This is a genomic window from Shinella sedimenti (assembly GCF_022601905.1).
Taxonomy (GTDB): Bacteria; Pseudomonadota; Alphaproteobacteria; order Rhizobiales; family Rhizobiaceae; genus Shinella; species Shinella sedimenti.
The window spans coordinates 294,883-317,726 of the sequence record NZ_JAKVIN010000006.1 but is presented as its reverse complement, the minus strand read 5'-3'; the positions used below and the strand labels follow the sequence as shown (position 1 = coordinate 317,726).

21 protein-coding genes, 1 tRNA gene and 1 pseudogene are annotated in these 22,844 nt (G+C 61.6%); 11 read left to right on the top strand and 12 right to left on the bottom strand.

Annotated elements, in window-relative coordinates:
• The first annotated feature begins 82 nt into the window (after window positions 1–82).
• Window positions 83–1,141 (top strand): endo-1,4-beta-xylanase, encoded by a 1,059-nt coding sequence (locus MKI86_RS15825; protein ID WP_241602191.1) that lies wholly within the window; start codon window positions 83–85, stop codon window positions 1,139–1,141.
• A gap of 3 nt (window positions 1,142–1,144) precedes the next feature.
• Entirely contained in the window at window positions 1,145–2,572 is a 1,428-nt protein-coding gene (locus MKI86_RS15820) for an oligosaccharide flippase family protein (RefSeq protein ID WP_241602188.1), read from the top strand.
• 60 nt (window positions 2,573–2,632) lie between these two features.
• Here the strand turns inward: MKI86_RS15820 and MKI86_RS15815 are convergent, their stop codons facing one another.
• Entirely contained in the window at window positions 2,633–3,751 is a 1,119-nt protein-coding gene (locus MKI86_RS15815) for a hypothetical protein (protein ID WP_241602185.1), read from the bottom strand.
• Between the two features lie 747 nt (window positions 3,752–4,498).
• Here MKI86_RS15815 and MKI86_RS15810 point away from each other — a divergent pair.
• Window positions 4,499–5,140, top strand: a pseudogene (locus tag MKI86_RS15810) (phage tail sheath subtilisin-like domain-containing protein); the annotation flags it as partial.
• Window positions 5,141–5,577: 437 nt separating this feature from the next.
• On the opposite strand, the gene MKI86_RS15805 reads toward MKI86_RS15810, so the two are convergent.
• The 3 genes from MKI86_RS15805 to MKI86_RS15795 all read right to left on the bottom strand — a co-directional run bounded on the left by MKI86_RS15805 (window position 5,578) and on the right by MKI86_RS15795 (window position 7,922).
• Window positions 5,578–5,654, bottom strand: a tRNA-Met gene (locus tag MKI86_RS15805).
• Window positions 5,655–5,788: 134 nt separating this feature from the next.
• Window positions 5,789–6,985 carry a tRNA 2-thiouridine(34) synthase MnmA gene (gene mnmA / locus MKI86_RS15800; protein ID WP_256465738.1) on the bottom strand — a complete coding sequence of 399 codons (1,197 nt, stop codon included), beginning with the start codon at window positions 6,983–6,985 and terminating at the stop codon, window positions 5,789–5,791.
• 187 nt (window positions 6,986–7,172) lie between these two features.
• The gene (locus MKI86_RS15795) at window positions 7,173–7,922 is read right to left on the bottom strand and encodes a helix-turn-helix transcriptional regulator (RefSeq protein WP_241602181.1); all 750 of its coding nucleotides are present in this window, start codon (window positions 7,920–7,922) and stop codon (window positions 7,173–7,175) included.
• 439 nt (window positions 7,923–8,361) lie between these two features.
• Here MKI86_RS15795 and sciP point away from each other — a divergent pair, with 439 nt between their 5' ends.
• Window positions 8,362–8,637: a CtrA inhibitor SciP gene (sciP, locus tag MKI86_RS15790; protein WP_023515011.1), complete on the top strand. Its 276-nt coding sequence runs from the start codon at window positions 8,362–8,364 to the stop codon at window positions 8,635–8,637.
• 37 nt (window positions 8,638–8,674) lie between these two features.
• Here sciP and MKI86_RS15785 read toward each other — a convergent pair whose 3' ends face one another.
• Window positions 8,675–9,169 carry a paraquat-inducible protein A gene (locus tag MKI86_RS15785; RefSeq protein WP_370879985.1) on the bottom strand — a complete coding sequence of 165 codons (495 nt, stop codon included), beginning with the start codon at window positions 9,167–9,169 and terminating at the stop codon, window positions 8,675–8,677.
• A 96-nt stretch (window positions 9,170–9,265) separates the two neighbouring features.
• Here MKI86_RS15785 and MKI86_RS15780 point away from each other — a divergent pair, with 96 nt between their 5' ends.
• The gene (locus tag MKI86_RS15780) at window positions 9,266–9,547 is read left to right on the top strand and encodes a GNAT family N-acetyltransferase (protein ID WP_241602175.1); all 282 of its coding nucleotides are present in this window, start codon (window positions 9,266–9,268) and stop codon (window positions 9,545–9,547) included.
• 66 nt (window positions 9,548–9,613) lie between these two features.
• On the opposite strand, the gene MKI86_RS15775 is transcribed toward MKI86_RS15780, so the two are convergent.
• Entirely contained in the window at window positions 9,614–9,964 is a 351-nt protein-coding gene (locus tag MKI86_RS15775) for a flagellar export protein FliJ (RefSeq protein WP_134650592.1), read from the bottom strand.
• Between the two features lie 529 nt (window positions 9,965–10,493).
• Between MKI86_RS15775 and ctrA the strand changes: the two genes are divergently transcribed.
• On the top strand, window positions 10,494–11,192 hold the full coding sequence (ctrA, locus tag MKI86_RS15770; RefSeq protein ID WP_018327818.1) for a response regulator transcription factor CtrA: 699 nt from the start codon (window positions 10,494–10,496) through the stop codon (window positions 11,190–11,192).
• A 153-nt stretch (window positions 11,193–11,345) separates the two neighbouring features.
• Here the strand turns inward: ctrA and MKI86_RS15765 are convergent, their stop codons facing one another.
• Together MKI86_RS15765 and chpT are read right to left on the bottom strand one after the other, a co-directional pair.
• Window positions 11,346–11,708, bottom strand: a complete 363-nt coding sequence (locus tag MKI86_RS15765) for a response regulator (RefSeq protein ID WP_241602172.1) — start codon at window positions 11,706–11,708, stop codon at window positions 11,346–11,348.
• A gap of 113 nt (window positions 11,709–11,821) precedes the next feature.
• On the bottom strand, window positions 11,822–12,475 hold the full coding sequence (gene chpT, locus MKI86_RS15760; protein ID WP_241602169.1) for a histidine phosphotransferase ChpT: 654 nt from the start codon (window positions 12,473–12,475) through the stop codon (window positions 11,822–11,824).
• A gap of 221 nt (window positions 12,476–12,696) precedes the next feature.
• Between chpT and MKI86_RS15755 the strand changes: the two genes are divergently transcribed.
• Together MKI86_RS15755 and MKI86_RS15750 are read left to right on the top strand one after the other, a co-directional pair.
• Window positions 12,697–13,275: a DUF1134 domain-containing protein gene (locus MKI86_RS15755; protein ID WP_241602163.1), complete on the top strand. Its 579-nt coding sequence runs from the start codon at window positions 12,697–12,699 to the stop codon at window positions 13,273–13,275.
• A 145-nt stretch (window positions 13,276–13,420) separates the two neighbouring features.
• Window positions 13,421–14,572, top strand: a complete 1,152-nt coding sequence (locus MKI86_RS15750; RefSeq protein WP_241602155.1) for a hypothetical protein — start codon at window positions 13,421–13,423, stop codon at window positions 14,570–14,572.
• 8 nt (window positions 14,573–14,580) lie between these two features.
• Here MKI86_RS15750 and MKI86_RS15745 read toward each other — a convergent pair whose 3' ends face one another.
• Both MKI86_RS15745 and MKI86_RS15740 read right to left on the bottom strand, forming a co-directional pair.
• Window positions 14,581–15,411 (bottom strand): TrmH family RNA methyltransferase, encoded by an 831-nt coding sequence (locus MKI86_RS15745; RefSeq protein ID WP_241602154.1) that lies wholly within the window; start codon window positions 15,409–15,411, stop codon window positions 14,581–14,583.
• 6 nt (window positions 15,412–15,417) lie between these two features.
• Window positions 15,418–15,807, bottom strand: a complete 390-nt coding sequence (locus MKI86_RS15740) for a hypothetical protein (RefSeq protein WP_241602151.1) — start codon at window positions 15,805–15,807, stop codon at window positions 15,418–15,420.
• 35 nt (window positions 15,808–15,842) lie between these two features.
• Here MKI86_RS15740 and MKI86_RS15735 point away from each other — a divergent pair, with 35 nt between their 5' ends.
• Together MKI86_RS15735 and rpoH are read left to right on the top strand one after the other, a co-directional pair.
• A complete protein-coding gene (locus tag MKI86_RS15735) occupies window positions 15,843–16,886 on the top strand; it encodes an RluA family pseudouridine synthase (protein ID WP_241602149.1) in 1,044 nt (347 codons plus the stop codon).
• A gap of 235 nt (window positions 16,887–17,121) precedes the next feature.
• Window positions 17,122–18,027, top strand: coding sequence for an RNA polymerase sigma factor RpoH (gene rpoH / locus MKI86_RS15730; RefSeq protein WP_241602148.1), 906 nt, complete (start codon window positions 17,122–17,124; stop codon window positions 18,025–18,027).
• 84 nt (window positions 18,028–18,111) lie between these two features.
• Here the strand turns inward: rpoH and MKI86_RS15725 are convergent, their stop codons facing one another.
• Both MKI86_RS15725 and MKI86_RS15720 read right to left on the bottom strand, forming a co-directional pair.
• Entirely contained in the window at window positions 18,112–20,367 is a 2,256-nt protein-coding gene (locus MKI86_RS15725; RefSeq protein ID WP_241602145.1) for a hypothetical protein, read from the bottom strand.
• A 69-nt stretch (window positions 20,368–20,436) separates the two neighbouring features.
• Complete coding sequence (locus MKI86_RS15720; RefSeq protein WP_241602142.1) at window positions 20,437–21,732, bottom strand: adenylosuccinate synthase; 1,296 nt, start codon at window positions 21,730–21,732, stop codon at window positions 20,437–20,439.
• 214 nt (window positions 21,733–21,946) lie between these two features.
• Between MKI86_RS15720 and MKI86_RS15715 the strand changes: the two genes are divergently transcribed.
• Entirely contained in the window at window positions 21,947–22,840 is an 894-nt protein-coding gene (locus tag MKI86_RS15715; RefSeq protein ID WP_241602140.1) for a DMT family transporter, read from the top strand.
• Window positions 22,841–22,844 lie beyond the last annotated feature (4 nt).

Below are 22,844 nucleotides of genomic sequence, written 5' to 3'. Positions count from 1 at the left end.
ATGATTGCGGGAACAAGCCAGCCCCGCTGGCGCAGCCTTCCGCGCATGACGCGCCGCGGGTCGAACGGAAAGTGTGGCTTGAATGCGCAGACGAGACTTCGTCACGGCGGCCGGTGCCGCTGGTCTGGCACTGTGGACCCGCGGGCTCTTCGAAGGGGCCGCTGCCGAATCGCATTCTTCCATTCCGTTTGGCGCCGCCGTCAATGACGGGCCGCTCCAGACGGACGCTGCCTACCAGAAGGCGCTGATCGAACACTGCCATCTCGTCGTGGGCGAAGGCGGGTTGAAATGGGCAGACCTGCGCCCTTCTCCTTCTCAATATGTCTACGATCAGCCTGACCGCCTCATCACCTTCGCAGAAGCCAACGGCATGAAGATGCGCGGCCATACGCTTGCCTGGTATGCCGCCATGCCCGACTGGGCACTGCAACTGAAGGGCGAGGCCGAGACGAGCCGGGAGCTGATGACACATATCGAAACCGTCGTCGGGCGCTACAAAGGTCGCATCCCGAGCTGGGACGTCGTCAACGAGGCGCTTTCGGATGATGGCCCGCGCGTCGGGCTGCGCGAATCCGTCTGGTCGTCCAGCCTGGGCGAATATTATATCGATCTCGCTTTCCACACCGCCCGTGCCGCCGACCCGAACGCCCAGCTCGTCATCAACGACTACGGGCTTGAGGCCGCAACGGCGAAGTCCAGCGCGCGTCGCCGGGCGATGCTCGATCTTTTGCGCCGATTGCGCGACCGCGACGTTCCCGTTCAGGCACTGGGCTTCCAGGCCCACCTTCCGGGTAACGAGGAGATCGACAAGGACGAGGTTTCGCGTTTCGTGTCCGACGTCAAGGATCTCGGCCTCGACGTGCTGGTAACGGAACTCGACGTCATCGACGACCAGCTTCCCGCTGATTTCAAGGAGAGAGATGCGATCGCCGCCAAGCGCGTCGGCGCCCTGCTGGGCGCCATTCTCGACGTCACGCGGCCGACGGCTGTCCTGACCTGGGGCATAACGGACCGCTATACCTGGGTTCCCATCTGGTACAAGCGCTCGGACGGATACGCCAACCGCCCGCTGCCTCTGGACGAGAACTACAGGGAAAAGCCGATGATGCGGACGATCAAGCAGGCCGTAGCGGGAGCCTGAGGCATGTTGAGGCAGGCTTCCACATACCTCGCAGCCCATATGGTGTCGGCGATCCTGGGCTTCTTGTCCATCGTCGTCTTCACGCATCTGCTGACGCCCGATCAATACGGCCTCTACGTCGTCATCATGGGTCTTGCCGGCGTGATCTCGGCAATCGCCTTTTCCTGGATCCGGCTATCCGTCGTCCGCTTCAATCATGGCGGTCCGGAAACGGACATGCGCGGCACCGCGCTCATCTGCTATCTGGGCCTGCTGCTTCTCGCGCCGGTCACGGCAGGCATCGCCTCCCTCCTTGCCAATGTACCGTTCTGGCAGGGCGCGTTTGCGGTGCTCGTGGCTTTTCTCCTCGCCTTCTTCGAATTCGGTCAGGATATCTTCCGGGTCCGGCAGGAAGCGGGGTCCTACGCGCGCGCCGTCATCCTGCGTTCGGTCGCCTCTTTCGCGCTTTCCATGGTCTTCGTGCTTGCCGGTTACGGCGGAGAAGGGTTTCTGGTCGGCATCTGTCTGGGTTATGCGCTGGCGGCACTGGTTTCCGCGCCAAGCGTCTGGCGTGGGCCGCGCCGCGGCTTCGACCACGCGATCCTGCGCAATCTCGTGCAGTTTGGCGTGCCGATGACCATTTCGGGCGGTGCCTTCGCTCTGCATGCGCTGCTCGACCGCCTGATCATCCTCGCCTATCTGGGCGAAGCCGGAGCGGGAACCTACGGTGCTGTCGCCGATCTCGTGCGGCAGATCATCCTCTTCCCGTCCATCGCCATCGGCTCGGCGATAATTCCCGTCGCCGCGCGCCTGCTGGCCAATGACGAGCCGCTTGCCGCCCGCCACCATCTGGAACGCAGCGCCGAGCTGCTGCTGGCGGTCGTGCTGCCGGCGGTCGTGGGGCTGGCACTCGTCGCGCGCCCGCTCTCGCAGCTCATGCTGGGTGCTGAATTTCGCGAAGCCGGTGAAACGGTCATGCCGATCCTGGCCTTCTCCTGGCTCTTCCAGGCGATCACCCAGCAATATGTGCATGCAAGCTTCCATCTCGGCCGAAAGCCCTCGCTGATGCTCTACCAGGGGCTGGCAATGCTCGCGATCAATCTGGGTGCGATGTTCCTCCTGGTGCCGGCCTATGGCCTTGTGGGTGCTGCCTGGGCGCTTGTCTTCACCGAATTCTGCGGCATGGTTCTCGGCTATGTACTGTCGTTCCGGGCCCAGCCGCTCGCCTTTCGATTGGCAGATATCGGCAAGGTGACGCTCGCCACTGCGATTATGGCCGGGTCGACATTTGCCGTGCTGACGATGAGCCCGTTCGGACCGGCCCTGTCGCTGCTGATCGCCGTCAGCGCCGGCATCGCCGCCTACGGCCTCTCGGCCATCCTGCTCGACGTGCTCTCGCTGCGCGCGACGGCTTGGTCGATGCTGGCGCGCTTGCGGGCCAGACTAGCCTGATCCAGGAGCATTTCCGGCGCCTGAGCAACTCCGCTTCGGCTGGAAATGCTCTTGTCCACGTCAGTCCGCCTTCCAGCGCGCGAAATGCCCGATCAGCTCGTGATCGATTTCATGAAGGGCGGGATCGAAGGCATCGCGATCAAGGCGATCATATTTCCAATTGCTGTTGATCTCGCGGAAATGGCGATAGGAAAAAGCGGAACTGACCCTTGCGGCGGGCAGCCAGTTGGCAATGCGGTGCACCCCCCACTGCGCCGCTTCTGGGCAACGCCGGGGCACGACCGTCCATTTCGGCGGGCAGGCATTTGCGTCCTGCGGCAGAAAACCGAAGCGCCGACGCTCGCGGCGCTGCAGTATGGTATCGTAGTCGGCGTGCCGGCGAAGTCTTGCGGTGTCGAGCGGCGGCATCCTGTCCGTCCCGATGACCCATCGACCGCGGTAGCGTACCGTGCCAAAGAGATCATCCTCAGCCGCCGCAAAAACGCTCTTGCCAGTTCTCGACAAGACCAGTTCATCGATGTCCCCGACCTGCACGGATCGCGCCATTGCCAGAGAACGCCACCGCGCCTGTTCCCAGGCGCCCAACTGGCAGAAGTCGGAATCCCAGAAGCGCCAGGCATCCAGCCCCTGCGGCCCGTATTTGAAGGGCCACGACAAAACTTCGACGCTCTCGATACCCGCAACGCCGGAGAGCGCCTCCCGCACGGTTTCCAGGCCGTACCGATCGGAAAGATTGTCATACAGCAAAACCGCGTCGGCTCCGTGGAACCGCTGCGCAAAGCGCACCCAGTCGCGTATCCACACGGGATCGTTGTTCTTCGACAGCGTGAACAGCACACGGCGCCCGGCAAAGCGTTCGGACAGGTTGGACCCGACGACCACCTCGGCGCGATGCCCGCCGAGGTCGAGCGAAAGCGCTGCACAATCGGCCGGCGCCTCCACGATGATCTGCATGTGGCGATCGAGCTTGCGGTATCGAAACGCGCATACGCTATTGCCCGGCAGTGCACGGACGCTGTCGGGCCGCAGCAGCGGCTCGAGATTGAAAAGCGGCGGCCCGAGCAGCACGACCTTGCCATCCCGCCGGCGAAACGCGTCATAGATCAGCACATCGCTATCGAACTTGCGGTCGAAGTCATCCGTCCTGAATTCCACCGGCCGCTGCGGCTCCCGCTGCAAAGGCGAAAAATCCGACAGCGAAACAATCGACAGGAGGGGTGAGAACGGCGTTTCGGTCATGGAGCATTTCGCAGGTTGCGCGCCACACCTGCGCGACGAATGCGCAACGGGCCAAATAGACTGGTCACATCCTATGCGAGAGAGCTTCCCTGTTCGTTAAACAACAGACGGTATCGGCACACTCAAGAAACGAATGCACAACTGGCGTTGTTGTCTGACACAGGTATCCCCGCCACCAACCGGACGGAGGACATCCTCCGATTAAACCGTCCAAGCTACGAGATTTGCCATATCGAGTAGGTACAACGGTCGAGTTCCGCTTCACAAAATCGACTGTGGCGGCGCAGCATCGATTTCGTATTATCAATTACCGCCTCTGCACTCAGAGTTTCATCATCTCCTTCCGAAATACAGTCGTTGATCTGAGGGATACAGGCGATAGCAACCAAGATCCCGCTCTCATAAACTTTCACAAAAACGTTCACATTCCCGCACCCCCATTATCACCCAGCACACCGCTTAACTTCGAACTGAACTCACAAATTCGCTCATTTACTGCGATGTTTACTTTAAGGTCTCCAGCCGAAATTGGGAACAAGGAGCAGCGCGCCACAGATCACGAAGCCGTGACACGCGACCTAATGCTTAACCGCACGCAATACGAGGCCAGCAGCAAACCGACCGGAGGCGACCATGCCTAGAGCGCGTCGGTGGTTCACCTGCTGGTATCCTTTCCAGGGCCGCGCTGTGCACGCCCTGAGCTATGCCGAGGGTCATGTCGGCCGCTCGGTCGATCTCATCGTCGGCGGCGGGTATTCGGCCAAGCGTGTTGCCAATGCGAAGAACCCTTATGCTGCCGCCGTCGAAAGTGTCGCAGCCAAGCTGAAGGCGATTTCGATCTTTGACACGGGTGGCCCGGATAGCGAGGCAAGCCTCGCATATCGCGCCGACTTCTCGTCCCGCTTCACCTACCTCGTCGATCCCTATGTGCGTGTCGCGGACGGCAGCGCGATCATCAGCAAGCCGGCCTCGCCCTGGGCAGCGGCCATGTTCGTCGCCAAGGACAAGAAAAAGGGCGGTCCCTACTGGTCGCCGTCCAGTCAGGAAGTGCTTGGCATTCTCGGGACGTCACGGCCGATCACCTATTTCGACGGCGAGATCGACCACGAGGCCAACCTCCTCAACGAGGCGGGCATCGCCACCTTCATCCCTTCGCGCATCGTCCAGGGCGCCGGCGGCCAGTTCTCGTCGAACGGCCGCATCCTCTGGGGCAACCGCACGGCATCCGAGGACCCGATCTGGCAGTTCGTGAACGTGGTGCGCACGCGCGCCACGATCGAGAAGGCGATCGTCGCCGGCTTCCGACCCTGGGCGATCGACGACAACATGGCCTCACACCTGTTTTCCAAATTAAGCTTAACGAGGCAGACTGGACGGATGAGCTATTTATAGCCCGAACCGCCCAACATCTTAGGAACAATTCGAAATGGCTAAGGTCCAGCAATGACCTTAGGTCATCCTTTAGCTTGAAGTACCCTCGGGAGTTTGCGCGACTAAATAACGCTGTAGTCGTAGCCGGAAATGCGCTGAAGCGGTCGGAGGGTTGCAACACCCCCCGCATTCATGCGCTGGAGATCGAAGAGTTAGCGGCCTTCGTCGTGAAAATGACAACTAGCCTTTCCCTTAAAGGGCTCCTCGAGCCTTCAGAACAGACACCTGAGACAGATCCAGAAATCTGATAATTCCGATTTTCCGTGTCAAAATTCCGAAACTTCGCGGCGAGCTACAATCGTGCATTCCTGATCTGATATATTTGGGAAATTCGATGGTAGCGGAGGAGGGATTCGAACCCCCGACACAAGGATTATGATTCCTCTGCTCTAACCTACTGAGCTACTCCGCCGCCCGAAGGGACGATCGACAACGATGTGCGTTCGCGTCCGGTGCGCGGCTTATAAGGCGCTGTTCCCGCGGGTGTCAAGCGACCTTCGCAGGAAAAATCGCTTTGTCCGCAAGGGCCTTGGCGTATGCTTGGCGCTAGGCGGCAACCGGGGTCGACAGGATGCGCTTCAGCGCCTCTTCGGCCGCGGGTTCGCGCTCTGAACGCTGGATGAAGCCGCCGCCATAGATGCGCGCATCCTCGCCCTCGCCCGAATAAAGCGCGCAGGCCTGCCCTGGGGCAACGCCGGCTTCGCCTTCTTCGAGTTCGACGTAGATACCGCTTTCATTTGCCTGAAGGCGCGCGGGGCGCGGCGGACGCGTGGAGCGGACCTTCGCGTAACAATCGAAGCCGCCAGCGGCCACGGCATCGAGATTACCGTCCCCCAGCCAGTTGATGTCACGCAGATAGAGCCGCCGCGTTTCAAGCGCTTCCTTCGGGCCGACGATCACACGCCGCGAGCGCGCATCGAGATAAACGACATAGAGCGGCTCGCCGGTCGCCACCCCGATGCCGCGGCGTTGGCCAATTGTATAATGCAGGATACCGTCGTGGCGACCGAGATGGCGGCCATCGATATGCACGATATCGCCAGCCAGAGCGGCATTCGGCTTCAGCTTATTGACGATGTCGGAATACTTGCCCTGCGGAACAAAACAGATGTCCTGACTATCCGCCTTCTTGGCGACGACAAGGCCCATCTCTTCGGCCAGCGCGCGGGTTTCGGCCTTGGAAAGATGGCCGAGCGGAAAGCGCAGATAATCGATCTGTTCCTGCGTGGTGGCAAAAAGGAAATAGCTCTGGTCGCGTTCCGCATCCACGGGGCGGTAAAGCGCGCGACGCTCCGGGGCGCCCGGCGCGGGATTGGGGCGCGAGCGGATGTAATGCCCCGTTGCAAGCGCGTCCGCGCCGAGATCCTTGGCGGTCGCCAGAAGATCGGCGAACTTGACCGTCTGGTTGCAGGCAACACAGGGGATCGGCGTTTCGCCGGCGACATAGCTTTCGGCAAAGGGATTGATCACGGTCTCGCGAAAACGCTTCTCGTAGTCGAGCACGTAGTGGGGAATGCCCAGAGTTTCGCACACCCGGCGCGCGTCGTCGATATCCTGGCCGGCACAGCAGGAGCCGGCGCGATGCACGGCCGCGCCATGATCATAGAGCTGCAGCGTGATGCCGAGGACGTCATAGCCCTCGCGTTTCAGGATGCCGGCCACGACGGAACTGTCGACGCCGCCGGACATGGCGACGACGACGCGGGTATCTTCCGGCTTGCGATCGAAATCGAGACTGTTCACGCGAGGTCCGTTCCGGTGCCGCGGGACCCTTGTCACCGGACACCTTGTCCTGGGGCCGAAACCGGCCGTTGCGGCGCCCCGTCAAGCCGGAGCGCCTTTCGGGCGACATATAGAAACTTGCCGCTGCAAGGGCAAGAGAAGGCCCGAAACCTCGTCTTTCCGACCCTTGTCACTTTCTCAGGCGACGTCAGATGAGCCGCAGGCGCATGGCGATGGCGATGGCCTGCATGCGATTAACGGCCTTCAGCTTGCGGGTAACGCTCTTGAAGTAGCTGCTGACTGTATAGACGGAAATGCCGAGAATGACGGCGATCTCGTCGCTGCTCTTGCCGGCCGCAGCCCAGCGCAGACATTCGACCTCGCGGCTGGAGAGCTTTTCCCGTCCGGCTGTTGCTGCCGTAAATGTCTTTTCGAGACATTCGAAAAGCTGCAGGGCGGCGAAATGCAGCTCCGTCAACTCCGGGTGGGACAACGGTGTGCGTATGCCGGAAAACACCATCAGATAAGGGTCCGACGTCGTTGAGTGCAAAAGGAACGCCGTTGACGTGGAAAGGCCGTGGCTTTCGGCAAGCGCGATTGCCTCGCCGGCCTGGGTGTTTTCCCAGTCGGCGGGCGCGAGAAGCGAACTGTCGCCCTGCACAGGCAGCTTTGTGGCGCCGGTATCGAGCGCCAGCCGGCTGATGTGGAAGAGGTTCATCGCATCGTATTTGCGCACCAGGTCGGCCGGCCAGTTGCTGACCATCAGGCGCTCGGCAAAACGCTGCTGGGCATTCGCGGGAAAGCGCGTCACGAGGAAGTGACTGAAGGAGAAGTGATTGGCACACTGACGCATGAGGTGCAGCACCTCGTATTCGGTCTGCACGGTCTCGATGTTTGCTGCGGCCAGAAATTCAGGCGACCAACCCTGCCGCATGAGCATGTTGTCTGGGTCTCTCATTTTCCGTTTCCAACGCCGGCGCTCAAGCGCCGGGCTCGGGTGTATTCTCGGTCCGGAAAATTTCAGGGGCACCCGGCGTTCAGACGGCGACTAAAAACGCCGCTTAAAGCCATCTCCCGAAGGGAAACAGCTTGCGGAGGGTATTCAATTGGGTGCTTCCTGGAGGCTTCCGGTGGCATCGATCCGATAGCCGCCTCCAAATTTTGCCGCGTATTAGCAGTATTTGAATAAAATAGAAATGAGATATTTGCATGGCTCCCATGCGGGTCATGCGCCGGGCGATCCGCCTTATGGAGCGGAAAGTGAAGCATTCCCAAGGGGTGTTGCGGTCGCGAAGCCGCTCAAAAGATTAGAAAATTGTTAGCATGCGCTTAGGCAAATCTTAAATGTGGCGGGCTAGAGTTCCGTCATATGGTCTTGCGTTTATGTAGAGAGTACAATGACCGATCTGATACGACCCCGCGTTAAATACGTCATCGGCCCCGATGGCAGCCCACTGACGATCGCCGATCTGCCGCCTGCCAATACACGGCGCTGGGTGATTCGCCGGAAGGCAGAAGTCGTCGCCGCCGTACGTGGCGGACTGCTCAGCCTCGAGGAAGCCTGTGAACGCTACACGCTAACGGTCGAAGAATTCCTGTCCTGGCAGTCCTCGATCAACGACCATGGCCTTGCCGGCCTGCGCACCACGCGCATCCAGCAGTACCGCCACTAGGCGATCCCATCATTCGTCAAGACCGACCAGCGGCCGCTCAATGCGGCCGCAACGTCATTTGCAGAACGCCCGTCGTGATGGCAGACGCCGCATAGAACCACAGGCCCGGCTGCGTGAACGCCGAGGCCATGCCGCTCGTCTTCGCCGCGACGATGACCAGCGCCACCAGCACGACATCCATCATCGACCATTTTCCGAGCACCGGCAGCAGACGCGAAAGCCAGGTCGCCTTGCCGCTGGCGAAGGCGGGAGCCGTCGCTTCCAGCGCGATCGCACACAGTTTTACCACCGGAAAGACGATGGAAAACAGGGCGATCAGCACCGCCAGGCCACCACTCCCCTGCCCCCACAGAGAAACGACGATGTCGATCAGTGACGGTGTTTCGTTGAAGAAGTAGAGCTTCTTGAAATGCACGAGGGGCAGGACGAGGCCGAGCGCGAGCGACATCGCTGAGAGAACCAGAAGAACAGGCACGACGAGAATCATGGGCGGTTTCGCGTTTCGAATTGCCTTCGATAACACCCGCCGCATCCGGATGCAGCACGAACTGTTCACCGCAGCGAAGCTTGCCGTCTTGCCCGGAAGAGGAAAGGATGGTGCTAACGCAAAAAAAGCGAGGGCATCATCATGGACATCCGACACGAAGACACCGGCTCGAAGGGCCGCTACTACACCATCGTCGAGGGGCATGAAGCGGAAATGACCTATTCCCGCGCATCGGCGCAGCTCGTCATCATCGATCATACCGGCGTTCCCGATGCGCTGCGCGGCAAAGGCGTCGGTCAGGCGCTCGCCGCGCACGCCGTCGAGGAAGCCCGAAAGGGCGGCTGGAAGATCATGCCGCTCTGCCCGTTCTTCCGGGCTCAGTCGCTCCGCCACAAGGAGTGGTCGGACGTTGTCAACGCCTGAAAAACGCCAAGAACCCTCGTGAGCGGTCTTGCGGCCACTCGCGAGGGGTCTTCAGAGGTCTTGTCCTCAGGCGCGCAGACGCACCGCGTTGTCGCGCTCTTCGAGCGCCGCCGCCTTGGCGAACTCCGCTTCCGCCTCTTCCAGCGAAAGTTCGGCCGCGTCCTGCTGAACCTTCAGTTCCCGAATAGAGACCTGGAGGTTGTCGGAGCGCTGCCGGGCTGCCTTGGCAAAGGTGGGATAGGCGAAGTGAGTGGGATCGGTGATCCCGGATTTCTTCTCTTCGATGGCGATCTGGGTTTCCAGTTCCTTCGACATCCGTTCGAATTCGGACATCATCAACTGAAGCTGGGCCAGCTGCCGTCTTTTGTCTTTGACCTGAAATTCCTTCAGGCGAACTAGGCTCTCACGCGACTTCATACGCAATACTCCCGTGGATAGCGAGACCCCGGCATTGAAGTGAACGATCGCCGAGAAACACATCCGACCGCTCACCGGCACTCCAAATCGGCACACGGACCATGGTGAATCACCACGCGCCGCGCACCGTCATTCCACCCGTAGACCGGCCAGAGTGCCGGACCTTAAAAAAAATTCAGCGAGATTAATGAAATCCTACCGCTGGTAACCTTTCGTTTACGGGCATCGTTAATCATAGGGACCAGGGTTTAAGGCCCGGTAAATGCGGTTCGCAAAAAACGACATGTTCCGCATTGACGAGTCTAAAGAGTCGGTTAGCTGTGTTTCTTCACTTTGTATGTTAAGAGTCACAATTCTGATTCATATGAAAAATCAGGGGACTGCCCGAAATAATTAACAGATCGATACACCTTGCCAAAGTGAATCAGGATTTGTTAACCATTTCGTGGCAGCCTCCAAATCAGGCAACGACTGGATCCGTATCGCGTAGGGGGCCAGGATACCTTGAGCGGCGGAAAAGGGGACAGATATGCGGGTTCTACTCATTGAGGACGATAGCGCGACAGCGCAGAGCATCGAGCTGATGCTGAAGTCCGAAAGCTTTAATGTCTACACCACCGACCTCGGCGAGGAAGGCGTGGATCTGGGCAAGCTGTATGATTACGACATCATCCTGCTTGACCTGAACCTGCCCGACATGTCGGGTTACGAAGTTCTTCGCACGTTGCGCCTGTCCAAGGTCAAGACGCCGATCCTCATCCTCTCCGGCATGGCCGGCATCGAGGACAAGGTGCGCGGCCTGGGCTTCGGCGCCGACGACTACATGACCAAGCCGTTCCACAAGGACGAGCTGGTCGCCCGCATCCACGCCATCGTGCGCCGCTCCAAGGGCCATGCCCAGTCGGTCATCTCGACGGGCGAGCTTATCGTCAACCTCGACGCCAAGACCGTCGAAGTCGGCGGCCAGCGCGTGCACCTGACGGGCAAGGAATACCAGATGCTCGAGCTGCTCTCGCTGCGCAAGGGCACGACGCTCACCAAGGAAATGTTCCTGAACCACCTCTATGGCGGCATGGACGAGCCGGAACTGAAGATCATCGACGTCTTCATCTGCAAGCTGCGCAAGAAGCTCGCAAACGCCGCCGGCGGCGCCAATTACATCGAGACGGTCTGGGGCCGCGGCTATGTGCTGCGCGAGCCTGATGGCGACTACGCCGAAAGCGCCTGATACCCCTCCCCGCTCACGTATTTCGAAACCCGCCGCTTGCCGGCGGGTTTTCTTTTGCGCGATTCCAAATTGCCGCCGATGTTGCAAAAAGCAGAACGCGGCCGGCTCCGGGGAGCGGCCGCGTCGCGAAACTCTGTCTTGTAACGTCAGATTTCAGGCAGCGAGCGAAAGGCTGCCGAAGACCTGTGTCAGGATCTTGCGATCAAAGGGCTTGAGAAGGAAGTCGTCGGCGCCGGCTCGTTTGCCCATCATCATCTTCTTCAGGTCGGCCTCGACCACGCAATAGAAGATGCGCACGGACTTGCCCTGCGGCAGATTGCGGATATTGCCGATCAACTCGAGTGCGCCGTCCATGGTGGAATCGACGATGAGGATGTTGGGCAGTTCCGCCTCACAGCGCACCAAGGCTTCGAGCGCGCTGGATGCTTCAAGGACGAGAAAATCCAAACCGGAAAGAATACGCTTGCCGACCTTCCGGACGACATCGGAACCGTCGGCGATCATCAACCGCTGCATTATCTGCTCCTAGGTCTCCCGCCATCAGGCAGGAACGATACAGGTGCAGCTTACCGACGGCTGGCAAACAAAGCGTTAGCGGCCATGGTTAACGCCACAGCCGCCGACACGGATCATTCAGGGGCGACCATCGAGCGGGCGGAGAACACGATCTCGTCCTCGCGCGGCTCCACGGCGAGTTCCATCCCCGCCTCGTCGGCCAGCAGCACCGTATAATACGGCTGGATCGAGTGCGCATCGACCGCCTCTTCCGGTGTTCCGGACAGGAGTTCCGTGAACTTCGGCGGAACGCGCAGCATGCGGCCCTTGGCCACGAGCTTGAAGACCGCGTCGGTCTCAGGGTTCTCGAGGCTGATATTGATCGAACCGCCGCGCGGTATAGCGCTGTAGGCCACGAGAAACAGGTTCAGCAGCAGCTTGACCTTGTTCTTCGGGATAATGGCGCGCGGGCCCGTCCAGGTGATTTCCGTCTTCTTTTCGGCAACGGCGAAATCGCGGGCGGCCTTCTCGGCTTCGCCCGTATCGATCGAAGCGCCGACGGAGCCGGAGGCACCGAACGCCAGGCGGGCAAACTTCAGCCGGACTGAAGCGTTGAGCGCGCTGGCACGGATGAGATCCATCGCCTCGGCGTCTGCGCCACCCTCATCGAGCAGTTCGAGCCCATTGTTGATCGCGCCCACGGGCGAGATGACGTCATGGCAGACACGGCTGCAAAGAAGCGCTGCCAGATCGGGGCCCGTCAGCGTAAGGTTCGGATTTTTCGCCATAAAATTCTCCCAAATCCACGCATTCATTCATCGCGGGACGCCTTTGTTAAAGGCGCACGCGGATTCATTCCGCGCGACGCATAGCACGCCTGAATTGCGCGAGGCGTGCTCCATTTAAAGACAGCCATAATGACACCACATTTGGTAAACCGATTGTTAATACCCTCGGATCAAATTGCTGCATGGAACGGAGCCTAGAACAAAAGGAAGGCGAACGGGATATGATTGGTTCAAATCTCCTCACCGCGGCGTTCAGGATCGTGACGGCGGCGGCCGTGGCAATCGTCCTCGCTGGACCAGCCGCGGCGCAGCAATCGAATCAGTACAGCATGCAGGAAATCATCGATGCTGGACACGGTTTCTTCGGTGAGGCCTCTGGCGGACTGGCCAAGGTGGTGGAACGCGCGTTCGAATCCTATGGCCTGCCCAACGGCTACATCCTCGGCCAGGAAGGATCCGGCGCTTTCGTTGCCGGCCTGACCTATGGCGAAGGCACGCTCAACACCAAGAATGCCGGCCAGCATCCGGTTTTCTGGCAAGGCCCGTCCCTTGGCCTCGACTGGGGCGGCCAGGGCAGCCGGACGATGATGCTCGTCTACAATCTGCCTGACGTGAACGCCCTTTATGACCGTTTCGGCGGTGTTTCGGGCTCGGCCTATGTCATTGCCGGCGTCGGCATGCAGGTAAACGTCAACCGCGATATCGTACTGGTGCCGATCCGCACCGGCGTCGGCGCACGGATCGGCATCAATGCCGGCTATCTCAAACTGACACGCCAGCCGACCTGGAACCCCTTCTGATCGAATGAAAGTCTGTCCCGGCCCGTCTGGTTAACCGAAAGTTGATTTCGCCGGGACAGCCCCTCCCGCAAATCCGGGTGAACCGCTATAGTGCAGTCGCCCGGTCCCGCGCCGGGCTTCCGTTTGGCGCCTGTTAGGTAGATCCGTGATCGAGTATGCCCTTCTCTTCGCGCTCGGCTTCCTCGCCGCCACGCTGACCGGCCTCCTTGTCGCGCCGGCGGTTCAAAAGCGCGTCGTAAAGTTCACCGAAGACCGCATGCGCGCCACCATGCCGCTCAGCCCGCAGGAAGTGCGCGCGCAGAAGGACATGGCTCGCGCTGCTTTTGCCGCAGAAAATGCCCGGCTGGCGCAGAATGTGCGCCGTGAACGCGAAAAGCGCACCCAGGAGATGGTCCGCAGCGAAAAGCTTCTTGCCGATGCCGCCGCCGTCGGCACGGAAAATGCCGAGCTGCACGCGCAGATCGCCGACATGAACATCGAGGCCGGCGACATGCGTTCGGCGCTTCGCCGCGAGGAGATGAAGAGCGAGCAACTGCGCACAGCACTCGCCAATGCCGACCGCGAGATCCGCGCACGACTTTCCGATATCGAACGCCTCAACGCTACGATCGCGCATTTCGAAGCCGATATCGACAATATGAAAATCGACCTCGCTACCCGCGACACCACGATCGAGGCCTTGAAGAGCCGCATCACAAATCTGAAGGACGAGCGGGACAAGGCACGCGACGACCTTAAGACGGTGGGCGAGAAGGCAAAATCGCTGGAGCTTCGCGTGTCGCGCGAAGAGGGCCGCTCGCGCCAGCTGGAAACCCGGCTGACACGCGAGCTTGCCGGCAGCGCCGACAAGGACAACGCCATCGAGCGGCGTATCGCCGAAATCGATCGCCTTCGAGACAAGGTGAAGACACTGACAGCGGAAAACAAGGAAGCGGCCAAGGCCGCGCGCACCACGGGGCTTGCCCATACCATCGCCGCCAACCGGATCACGCCGCGTCGCCCCACCAAGGCCAAGCCGGCACCGCCGGTCGATATCGCCACGCTGGAAGAGGAAGTCCGAAACCAGGGCACCGCACTGACGGAGCGGCTGATGGCTGCCGGAAACGGCGGCAACGACGCGGCGCTTCGCGAGGAAATGGCGGATCTCGCCAGCAAGATGATCGTGCTGACAGCCGCTCGCGAAGGTGCCAGTTCACCCGTCCACGACCTGCTCGCAACGATCGACCCTTCGCTTGAAGGCGACGATAGAAGCCTGGCAGGCCGGGTCCGCGAACGGCTTGGCAACGACGAGGGCTGATCGGCCCCTTAGCCGACACGCCCCATAGCAAGAGCAATCTGGTAAAGTGCGATGCCGCTGGCCGTCGCGACATTCAGGCTGTCGAGGCCCGGCCGCTGGGGAATGCGGGCCGTGCGGAAGGACGATAGAATGCTGGCCGGCAACCCCTCCCCCTCGGTGCCCAGCACCAGCGCAATACGTCGCGCCGCCGGAACCGCCGACACGGACACCGCGCCACGCGGCGAAAGTCCCCAGATCTCGAAACCTGCCGCCGCAAGCCGCTCCAGCATGACCTGAGCCGCAAACCCGCGCGAGAACGGCACGCTCAGCACGGAGCCGACGGACACGCGGATGGCCTTGCGATAGAGCGGATCGCAGGACGTCTCGTCGAGAAACACGGCGTCGGCCCCGAAGGCGGCGGCATTGCGGAAGATCGATCCGACATTGTCGTGGTTGGAGAGGCCACAACCGGCGAGTACGAGACTTGTCTCCGGCAGGCGATCCATGAGGGAGGCCGTCCGCTCTACCGGCGGCTTGCGGCCGAGGGCAAGCACACCGCGATGCATGTTGAAGCCCGCGACGGCATCGAACACCGCCTGCGATGCGACATAGACCGGCACGGTGTCTGGGAATGAATCCAGGATATCTGCAATGCCTGAAAGGCGATTTTCCAGAAGCAGGATCGACTCCGCAGCAAAACCGTTGGCCAGCGCCGCGGGCTGCCCCAGCATGCGCAGCACCACCGTGCCCTCCGCGATGAAAAGGCCCTCACGGCCCGTCAGGTCACGCTCGCGGATGGAGACAAAGCCGGCAATACGCGGATCAGCCGGATCGTCGATGCGGACCGGTGTGGCGGCCATACCGGATCAGTTGCCCGTCACGTCGATCTCGGCGACGATGCGGCCAGCCGCGATATCGAACACCAGCGCCTTGCGCGCGCCGCCCGGCATGACACCGTAGAAGAGAATCTGCCCGCCCGATTGCGATACGGCCGACACCGCAAATCCATCGGGCAGCACCGCCGTCGCCTTGACCGGCGCATCGCTCGGAACGGACAGGCCGCTTGAAGTCGCCACCGCTTCCGGCTTGCCATCCCGCGTGTTGATCTTATAGACAATGGCAGCAAGCACCGCCAGGAACATCAGGAACATGATACCGCCGGAGATCAGTTGCAGGCGCATCATCTTGCGGCGGACGTTTTCCATGACCGGGTCGAGCGGCTTGTCTTCCTGATCGTCGTTTTCGATGTTGGACATGGCGGCGCCCTTCCGGCAATGAGTATAATTGAACGATGACCAACCCCTTTAAAGAAGCCGACGCCACAAGAAAAGTCCTGACCGTGCCCGAAGATGCCGAGGGACGCATCGATGCGTGGCTGGCCGCCACCCTTGCTGGCGACTTTTCGCGCAGCCGCATCAAGGCGCTGATCGAGGAAGGCGCAGCACTCGTCAACGGCAAGGTCACGACGGAGCCGAAGCGCAAGATCCAGCCGGGCGACGTGGTGGAGCTGGCGCTTCCCGCCCCGCGCGATCCCGAACCCAAGGGCGAGGATATTCCCCTTGAGGTGCTCTATGAGGACGACGACCTGATCGTGCTGGTCAAGCCGGCCGGACTGGTGGTGCATCCCGGCGCCGGCAATTGGACCGGGACGCTCGTCAATGCACTGATCGCCCATTGCGGAACGAGCCTTTCCGGCATCGGCGGCGTGCGGCGTCCCGGCATCGTGCACCGGCTCGACAAGGAAACGAGCGGCGTTATGGTCGCTGCCAAGAACGATGCCGCCCACCGCCATCTCTCGGACCAGTTTGCCGACCACGGGCGCTCCGGCCCGCTGGAACGCGCCTATCAGGCCGTGGTCTGGGGCCGCCCGCGCCAGCTCAAGGGCACCATCGACGCCCCGCTCGGCCGAGGCAATGACCGCACCAAGCGCGCCGTCAAGCGCGAGGACGCCGATGACGCGCGCGAGGCCATCACGCACTACACGGTGGTCGAGCGCTACATGGAGACAGAGGCGGCGACCAGCCTCGCCTCGCTCGTCGAATGCCATCTGGAGACCGGCCGAACCCACCAGATCCGCGTGCATATGGCCCATATCGGCCACCCATTGATCGGCGATCCCGAATATGGCGCGGCCTTCCGCACCAAGGCCAACCTCCTGCCCGAAAAGGCCCGTGCCGTCGTCAACGGTTTCCACCGGCAGGCGCTGCATGCCTTCATGCTGCAGTTCGAGCATCCGACATCTGGCGAAACCATGCATTTCGAAGCGCCGCCGCCTGCGGACATGGAACAGCTGATCAACGCGCTGCGGGGTATGGATGAAGCCGATACCCCTTGATTTTCCGGCCCTGCTCACCATTTGAGCAGGGTGCGCAAAGCCGTCCGTCATCGCCGCCTTCACGCAGCCGTGAAGCGTGCGGCGTCTTGAACCATTGTTTCGCCATACCTATCTTTAGGATCGTGGGGACGCCATGTCCCACAGGGAGCGTGGTTGCTGACGGGGAGCCTGTTTCAGGATCAAGCTCCATACCAAGGCTTGCCTCAATGGAAGCCGTCTCAGAAAGGGGTGCTGAATGGCCCGCAATACACTGCCGTCTATCACGTCTGGAGAAGGTGGTCTCAACCGCTATCTCGACGAAATCCGTAAATTTCCGATGCTTGAGCCGCAGCAGGAATACATGCTCGCCAAGCGCTACCAGGAACACGACGACCGCAACGCCGCCCATCAGCTCGTGACGAGCCACCTTCGTCTCGTGGCAAAGATCGCCATGGGCTATCGCGGCTACGGCCTGCCGATCGGCGAAGTCGTCTCCGAGGGCAATGTTGGCCTGATGCAGGCCGTCAAGAAGTTTGATCCGGAACGTGGCTTCCGCCTGGCAACCTATGCCATGTGGTGGATTAAGGCGTCGATTCAGGAGTATATCCTGCGTTCGTGGTCGCTCGTGAAGATGGGCACGACCGCCAACCAGAAGCGCCTGTTCTTCAACCTGCGCCGGATGAAGAGCAAGATCCAGGCCATCGACGATGGTGATCTGCGTCCCGATCAGGTCAAGGAAATCGCGACCAAGCTGAAAGTTTCCGAGGAAGAAGTCGTCTCGATGAACCGCCGCCTCTCCGGCGACGCATCGCTGAACGCGCCCATCAAGGCGTCGGAAGGCGATTCCGGCCAGTGGCAGGATTGGCTTGTCGACGACCACGACAGCCAGGAACAGACGCTTATCGAGCAGGACGAGCTGGAAACGCGCCGTGCGATGCTCGGCCGTGCCATGCGCGTGCTGAACGACCGTGAGCGCCGCATCTTCGAGGCTCGCCGCCTTGCGGAAGATCCGGTCACGCTGGAAGAGCTCTCCTCCGAGTTCGACATCAGCCGCGAGCGCGTCCGCCAGATCGAGGTCCGCGCCTTCGAGAAGGTCCAGGAGGCCGTGCAGAAATACGCGGCTGAACAGGCCAATGCCGTTCGCGTCATCGAAGACGCCTAAGGCGCCAGCGATATCAGAAATGAACAAAGGCCCGGCAGTAATGCCGGGCCTTTTCTGTTGCTGTTCCAAATCGCGTGCAGGCCGCTACTGGCTGCTGCCCGCCGCTGCCCAGGCGCGCATGACCTTGTCGAACGCTTCGGAGCCAGCAGTTCCCTTATCGAGGGTCAAAAGGGCGCGGCGGCCATTGCGGTAGGTAATCGGGATATCGATCCAGGGCCGCGTGCGCAGAAGTTCCGTGTTCTTGGCAATCGCCTCCGGGAAGTCGTTCAGCGCGATCATGTGGAAATCGTCGGTGATCTTCGCCGGCACGGCAATGAGTGCATCGCCACGATCCTGCTCGGTCCGCTTCATCGCCACGCGCTGCACGCTTTCGATGCCGCCGCCCTCGAAGTTCTCCGGCAGGGAGAAGACGAGTTCGATGATATGGCTCGCGGGCAGGGAATTGTCGGCATTGCGGCGGAAGGTGACAAGCGCCGTCAGGCCCTTGGAGGGCACATTGATCTGCGCGCGGACGACCGGCTCCGGCTTGGCGTCTCCACCCGGTGATTCCTCGCCGGACGACCATGCGACGGTGCCTTCGATCGCCGTCGGTGATGTCTGGCCGAGCCGCTCTTCATAGAGGAACATCTTCTGCGTCACGCCGATGGCGGCGGCCTGCTCGCCGCCGGCTGCCGTCGTCTGCGTGTCGGTTCCGGCAGCGGTCGCACCACCCGGGGTCTGCCCAGTGCCATCGGTCGCGGTCGCAGCGGCCTCGCCGCCCGTGGCCGGCGTACCGGCGCCGACGGCAGCAGATGCCGATTCCGTCGTCTGCGCGGCAACGGATTTGCCTTCTTCCGCCGTGCCGTCGAGCGCCTGCGCGGGGCCGTTGTCGACCTCCGTGCCGTCCGCCAGGAGGCGTTGGGTAAACTTGCCGCCGCTTGACGGTGTGACGGCAGCGACGTCCGTACCGCCCGCCGTATTGTCCTGCGACGTCTGTGCCGTTTCGGCGGGCGGGGTCTCGGCAGACACGCCGCGTGTGCCTTCGGCCGTTTCCACGGGTTTGTCCTCGCTCGCAGAACCGGAGACCGAGGCCACGAGATTGCCGACCCAGCCGTTCACAGCATCGCGGTTGAACCAGTATGCTGCGCCCGCACCGCCAACAACCGCCAGCAACGCAACGGTGGCGGCGAGCGCCCCGAGATTGAGGCGGGACTTGCGCGGCTCGGTGCGGAACGAGCGTTGTGGAGCGCGTGTCGTATCAGCCGTCGAAATGGACGATGCCGCAGCCGACGACGATGCATCGCCAGCAACATTGGCCTGCGATGCCGCAGCCGCCGTCGCAACGGCGGCCGGCGTGGTGCCAAGCAGCGTGTCGAGATCGCTCCAGCTGCCGGCATGGGCAGATTTTTCGGGCTGGCTTTCAACGCTTTTAACGTCTGCGCCCTTGTCTTGCGGCCATTCCCAAGCAAGCAGATCAGGTTCCTGCGCGGCCGGCACCGACTTTTCCGCCGGTGTTTCAAGGGAAGGCTGTTCATGCCACTCCCACTGCGCATCGACATCGGGCAGGCGCGCATCGGCGACCGGCTCGGCCTCGGGGACCTGCGCGTCGTGCACCTCGTAGTCGTGATGCGGGGCGGGATCGAAAGCCTCGGCGGTCTCGACCGCCGCTGGCATCGCCGCCGACTGACGCTCGGCCTCAGGCTCCTGCCAGGACGGCACATAATCGTCCGCCGGCGTTGCTTCCACCTGCCACGACGGCTCCGAACGGGCCTCGACGATTTGCGGCTCCGGCTCCGTTTCGAGCGCGGGTTCGATATAAGCGACCGGTTCGTCTACCGGCGCGCCCTCGGTGAAGGCGTCCTCACGATGGTCTTCTACCGGCTCAGGCGCGGGTTCATCAGCCACTGGCTCATCGTGATAGGCCTCGGGCTGATAGGCATGCGTCTCGGCCTCGACCGGCTCTTCCGGCTCGGGCTCGGATACGTCAGCGACCGCTGGCGAAGCGTCATAACGCTCTTCCTCGACCGCTGCCTGTTCTTCGACAGCTTCGCTGGCAGGAACCGGATCCTCGACGACGGGCTCCGGCTCGACTGTTGCCGCCGGGGCAATTTCCTCGATGGGCTCCGGCGCGGCCTCCTCGACCGGCAGCGCTTCGGCATGGTCGATTTCCACGCTTTCGATCGCCGCTTCCAGCTTGTCCAGCTGGCGCTTCATGAGGTCATCGGAAGGGCGCGGGTTCATGGATTCAAGCTGACGGCGAACCGCGCCGCGCGCCTTGTCATAAACCTTCTGCCGCATCTCGGCATTGTTGTCCGAGAGGCCATCAACGGCCCTTCGAATGACTGCTACAAAATCCGCCATCAGAACTTTCCATCGTGTCCGCGCACTATCCCATTGGAATAGGTCGCGGAACTTGTTTTGATTTTGAGATTAATCCTCAAACGGGTCCGTCACAAGTATGGTGTCGTCACGTTCCGGGCTGGTCGAAAGCAGCGCGACCGGCGCGCCGATCAGCTCCTCGACCTGACGGACATACTTGATCGCCTGTGCCGGCAGGTCCGCCCAGCGGCGTGCGCCGACGGTCGATTCCTTCCAGCCTTCCAGTGTGATGTAGATGGGCTCGACACGAGCCTGCTGACCCTGGCTGGCTGGCAGGTAGTCGATCTCCTTGCCGTCGAGCCTGTAGCCGACGCAGATCTTCAGCTCGTCCAGACCATCGAGAACGTCGAGCTTGGTAAGCGCGATGCCGGTGATGCCGTTCGTCTTGACCGTCTGGCGCACGAGAACCGCATCGAACCAGCCGCAACGGCGCGGGCGACCGGTGTTGACGCCGACCTCGCGGCCGACCGTCGCCAGGTGCTTGCCGATCTCGTCTTCCAGCTCGCACGGGAAAGGACCTTCGCCGACGCGGGTCGTGTAGGCCTTGGTGATGCCCAATACATAGTTGATCGCCGTAGGACCAAGGCCCGAGCCGGCCGAAGCCTGCCCGGCCACCGTGTTGGACGAGGTCACGAACGGATAGGTGCCGTGGTCGTTGTCAAGCAGCGCGCCCTGCGCGCCCTCGAACAGGATGCGCGCGCCGGCCTTGCGCTGCTTGTCGAGTAGATCCCAGACGCGGTCGACATAGGGCAGGATGTGCGCGGCGACGGCGGACAGCTCCTCTTCGATCGACTCGACGGAGATTTCCGGAAGGTCCATGCCGCGGCGCAGCGCGTTGTGATGCGTGAGCAGACGCTCGATCTTCGGACGCAGCGTCTCCGGCTCGACAAGATCGATGACACGGATCGCGCGACGGCCGACCTTGTCTTCATAGGCCGGGCCGATGCCGCGGCGGGTGGTGCCGATCTTGGTGCCGCTGGCCGAAGCCGCGTCCTCGCGAAGCGCGTCGAGATCGCGGTGAAGCGACAGGATGAGCGGCGCGTTGTCGGCGATGCGCAGAACGTCCGGCGTGATGGCAACGCCCTGGGCCCGCAGCTTCTCGACTTCTGCGACGAAGTGGTGCGGATCGACGACGACGCCATTACCGATGACGCTGAGCTTGCCGCGCACGAGACCGGAGGGCAACAGGGCCAGCTTGTAGCTGATACCGTTGATGACAAGGGTATGGCCGGCATTGTGACCGCCCTGGTAGCGAACGATTACCTCGGCCCGTTCCGAGAGCCAGTCGACAATCTTGCCCTTGCCCTCGTCACCCCATTGCGAACCGACAACCACCACACTTGCCATTTCATCTTTCCCGTTTTCGCGCGAAAACGCATGGACACATGCGTGGACGCCAGACTTCAAACCCGCGCATCTATACTGTGTTGTCTTTGGGAATGCGACCCTGTTATGACGGCCGGCATCCGCTTTTTGAGTGACTTCCCGCGCTTTTTCGCCTTATCTGTGGCACCCGCCGGCGCCCCTTCGTGCGCCGTTCCTTCATCGAGACAATACAGCCGTGAACAGCAGAGCCTATTTCTACCTGTGCATCACCGCGCTTTTCTGGGGCGCGAACTCCGTGGCAGGCAAACTTGCCGTCGGCCATGTGAGCCCGATGGTTCTGACGACATACCGCTGGATCGTCGCGCTCCTCATCATCCTGGCGTTCCTGCTGCCGCAGGTGAAACGCGACTGGCCGATCATCCGCAGGCATTGGCTCCAGCTGCTGCTGTACGGCGCCGTCGGTTTTACGGCGTTCAACGCGCTGCTCTACACGGCCCTCGGCTATACCAGCGCCATCAATGCCGTCATCGAGCAGGCCGGCATTCCCATGTTGATCTTCGTCTTCAACTTCGTGCTGTTTCGCATACAGGCGTCTCTCGCACAGGTTTTGGGCTTTAGCGTGACGCTGATCGGGGTTCTCATCACCGCCTCGCACGGCGACTTCTCGGCGCTGGCGGAACTGGAATTCAATTTTGGCGATGCGCTGATGCTGCTTGCGGGCATCGTCTACGCCGCCTATACCGTTGCGCTACGCTGGAAACCGGACCTGCAGTGGCAGGGTCTTATCGCCGCTTCCGCATTCGGCGCCCTGCTCAGCGCCATCCCGCTGTTCTTCTGGGAGCTGTCGCGGGGTGCTGCGATCTTTCCGGATACCACCGGCTGGGCAGTGGTGCTCTATGCCGGAATCTTCCCATCCCTGCTTTCGCAGGTGCTCTACGTGCGCGGCGTCGAGATGATCGGCGCCAACCGTGCCGGACTGTTCATCAACGCAATTCCCATCTTCGGAACAATCCTTTCGGTGCTGCTGATCGGCGAGACGTTGCACCTCTTCCATGTCATCGCCCTGCTCTTCGTGCTGGGCGGCATAGCGATAGCCGAATGGGGCCGCCCCAAGGAAAAGACAGCCTGAGAAA

Coding starts and splice junctions, on each gene's coding strand:
- chpT (WP_241602169.1), bottom strand. CDS start 12,475: ATGGCGAAAAATCCGAACCTTACGCTGACGGGCCCCGATCTGGCAGCG.
- sciP (WP_023515011.1), top strand. CDS start 8,362: ATGACCGATCTGATACGACCCCGCGTTAAATACGTCATCGGCCCCGAT.
- MKI86_RS15780 (WP_241602175.1), top strand. CDS start 9,266: ATGGACATCCGACACGAAGACACCGGCTCGAAGGGCCGCTACTACACC.
- MKI86_RS15775 (WP_134650592.1), bottom strand. CDS start 9,964: ATGAAGTCGCGTGAGAGCCTAGTTCGCCTGAAGGAATTTCAGGTCAAA.
- MKI86_RS15765 (WP_241602172.1), bottom strand. CDS start 11,708: ATGCAGCGGTTGATGATCGCCGACGGTTCCGATGTCGTCCGGAAGGTC.
- MKI86_RS15755 (WP_241602163.1), top strand. CDS start 12,697: ATGATTGGTTCAAATCTCCTCACCGCGGCGTTCAGGATCGTGACGGCG.
- MKI86_RS15785 (WP_370879985.1), bottom strand. CDS start 9,169: ATGCGGCGGGTGTTATCGAAGGCAATTCGAAACGCGAAACCGCCCATG.
- MKI86_RS15735 (WP_241602149.1), top strand. CDS start 15,843: ATGACCAACCCCTTTAAAGAAGCCGACGCCACAAGAAAAGTCCTGACC.
- MKI86_RS15825 (WP_241602191.1), top strand. CDS start 83: ATGCGCAGACGAGACTTCGTCACGGCGGCCGGTGCCGCTGGTCTGGCA.
- MKI86_RS15725 (WP_241602145.1), bottom strand. CDS start 20,367: ATGGCGGATTTTGTAGCAGTCATTCGAAGGGCCGTTGATGGCCTCTCG.
- MKI86_RS15820 (WP_241602188.1), top strand. CDS start 1,145: ATGTTGAGGCAGGCTTCCACATACCTCGCAGCCCATATGGTGTCGGCG.
- MKI86_RS15795 (WP_241602181.1), bottom strand. CDS start 7,922: ATGAGAGACCCAGACAACATGCTCATGCGGCAGGGTTGGTCGCCTGAA.
- rpoH (WP_241602148.1), top strand. CDS start 17,122: ATGGCCCGCAATACACTGCCGTCTATCACGTCTGGAGAAGGTGGTCTC.
- MKI86_RS15740 (WP_241602151.1), bottom strand. CDS start 15,807: ATGTCCAACATCGAAAACGACGATCAGGAAGACAAGCCGCTCGACCCG.
- ctrA (WP_018327818.1), top strand. CDS start 10,494: ATGCGGGTTCTACTCATTGAGGACGATAGCGCGACAGCGCAGAGCATC.
- MKI86_RS15745 (WP_241602154.1), bottom strand. CDS start 15,411: ATGGCCGCCACACCGGTCCGCATCGACGATCCGGCTGATCCGCGTATT.
- MKI86_RS15720 (WP_241602142.1), bottom strand. CDS start 21,732: ATGGCAAGTGTGGTGGTTGTCGGTTCGCAATGGGGTGACGAGGGCAAG.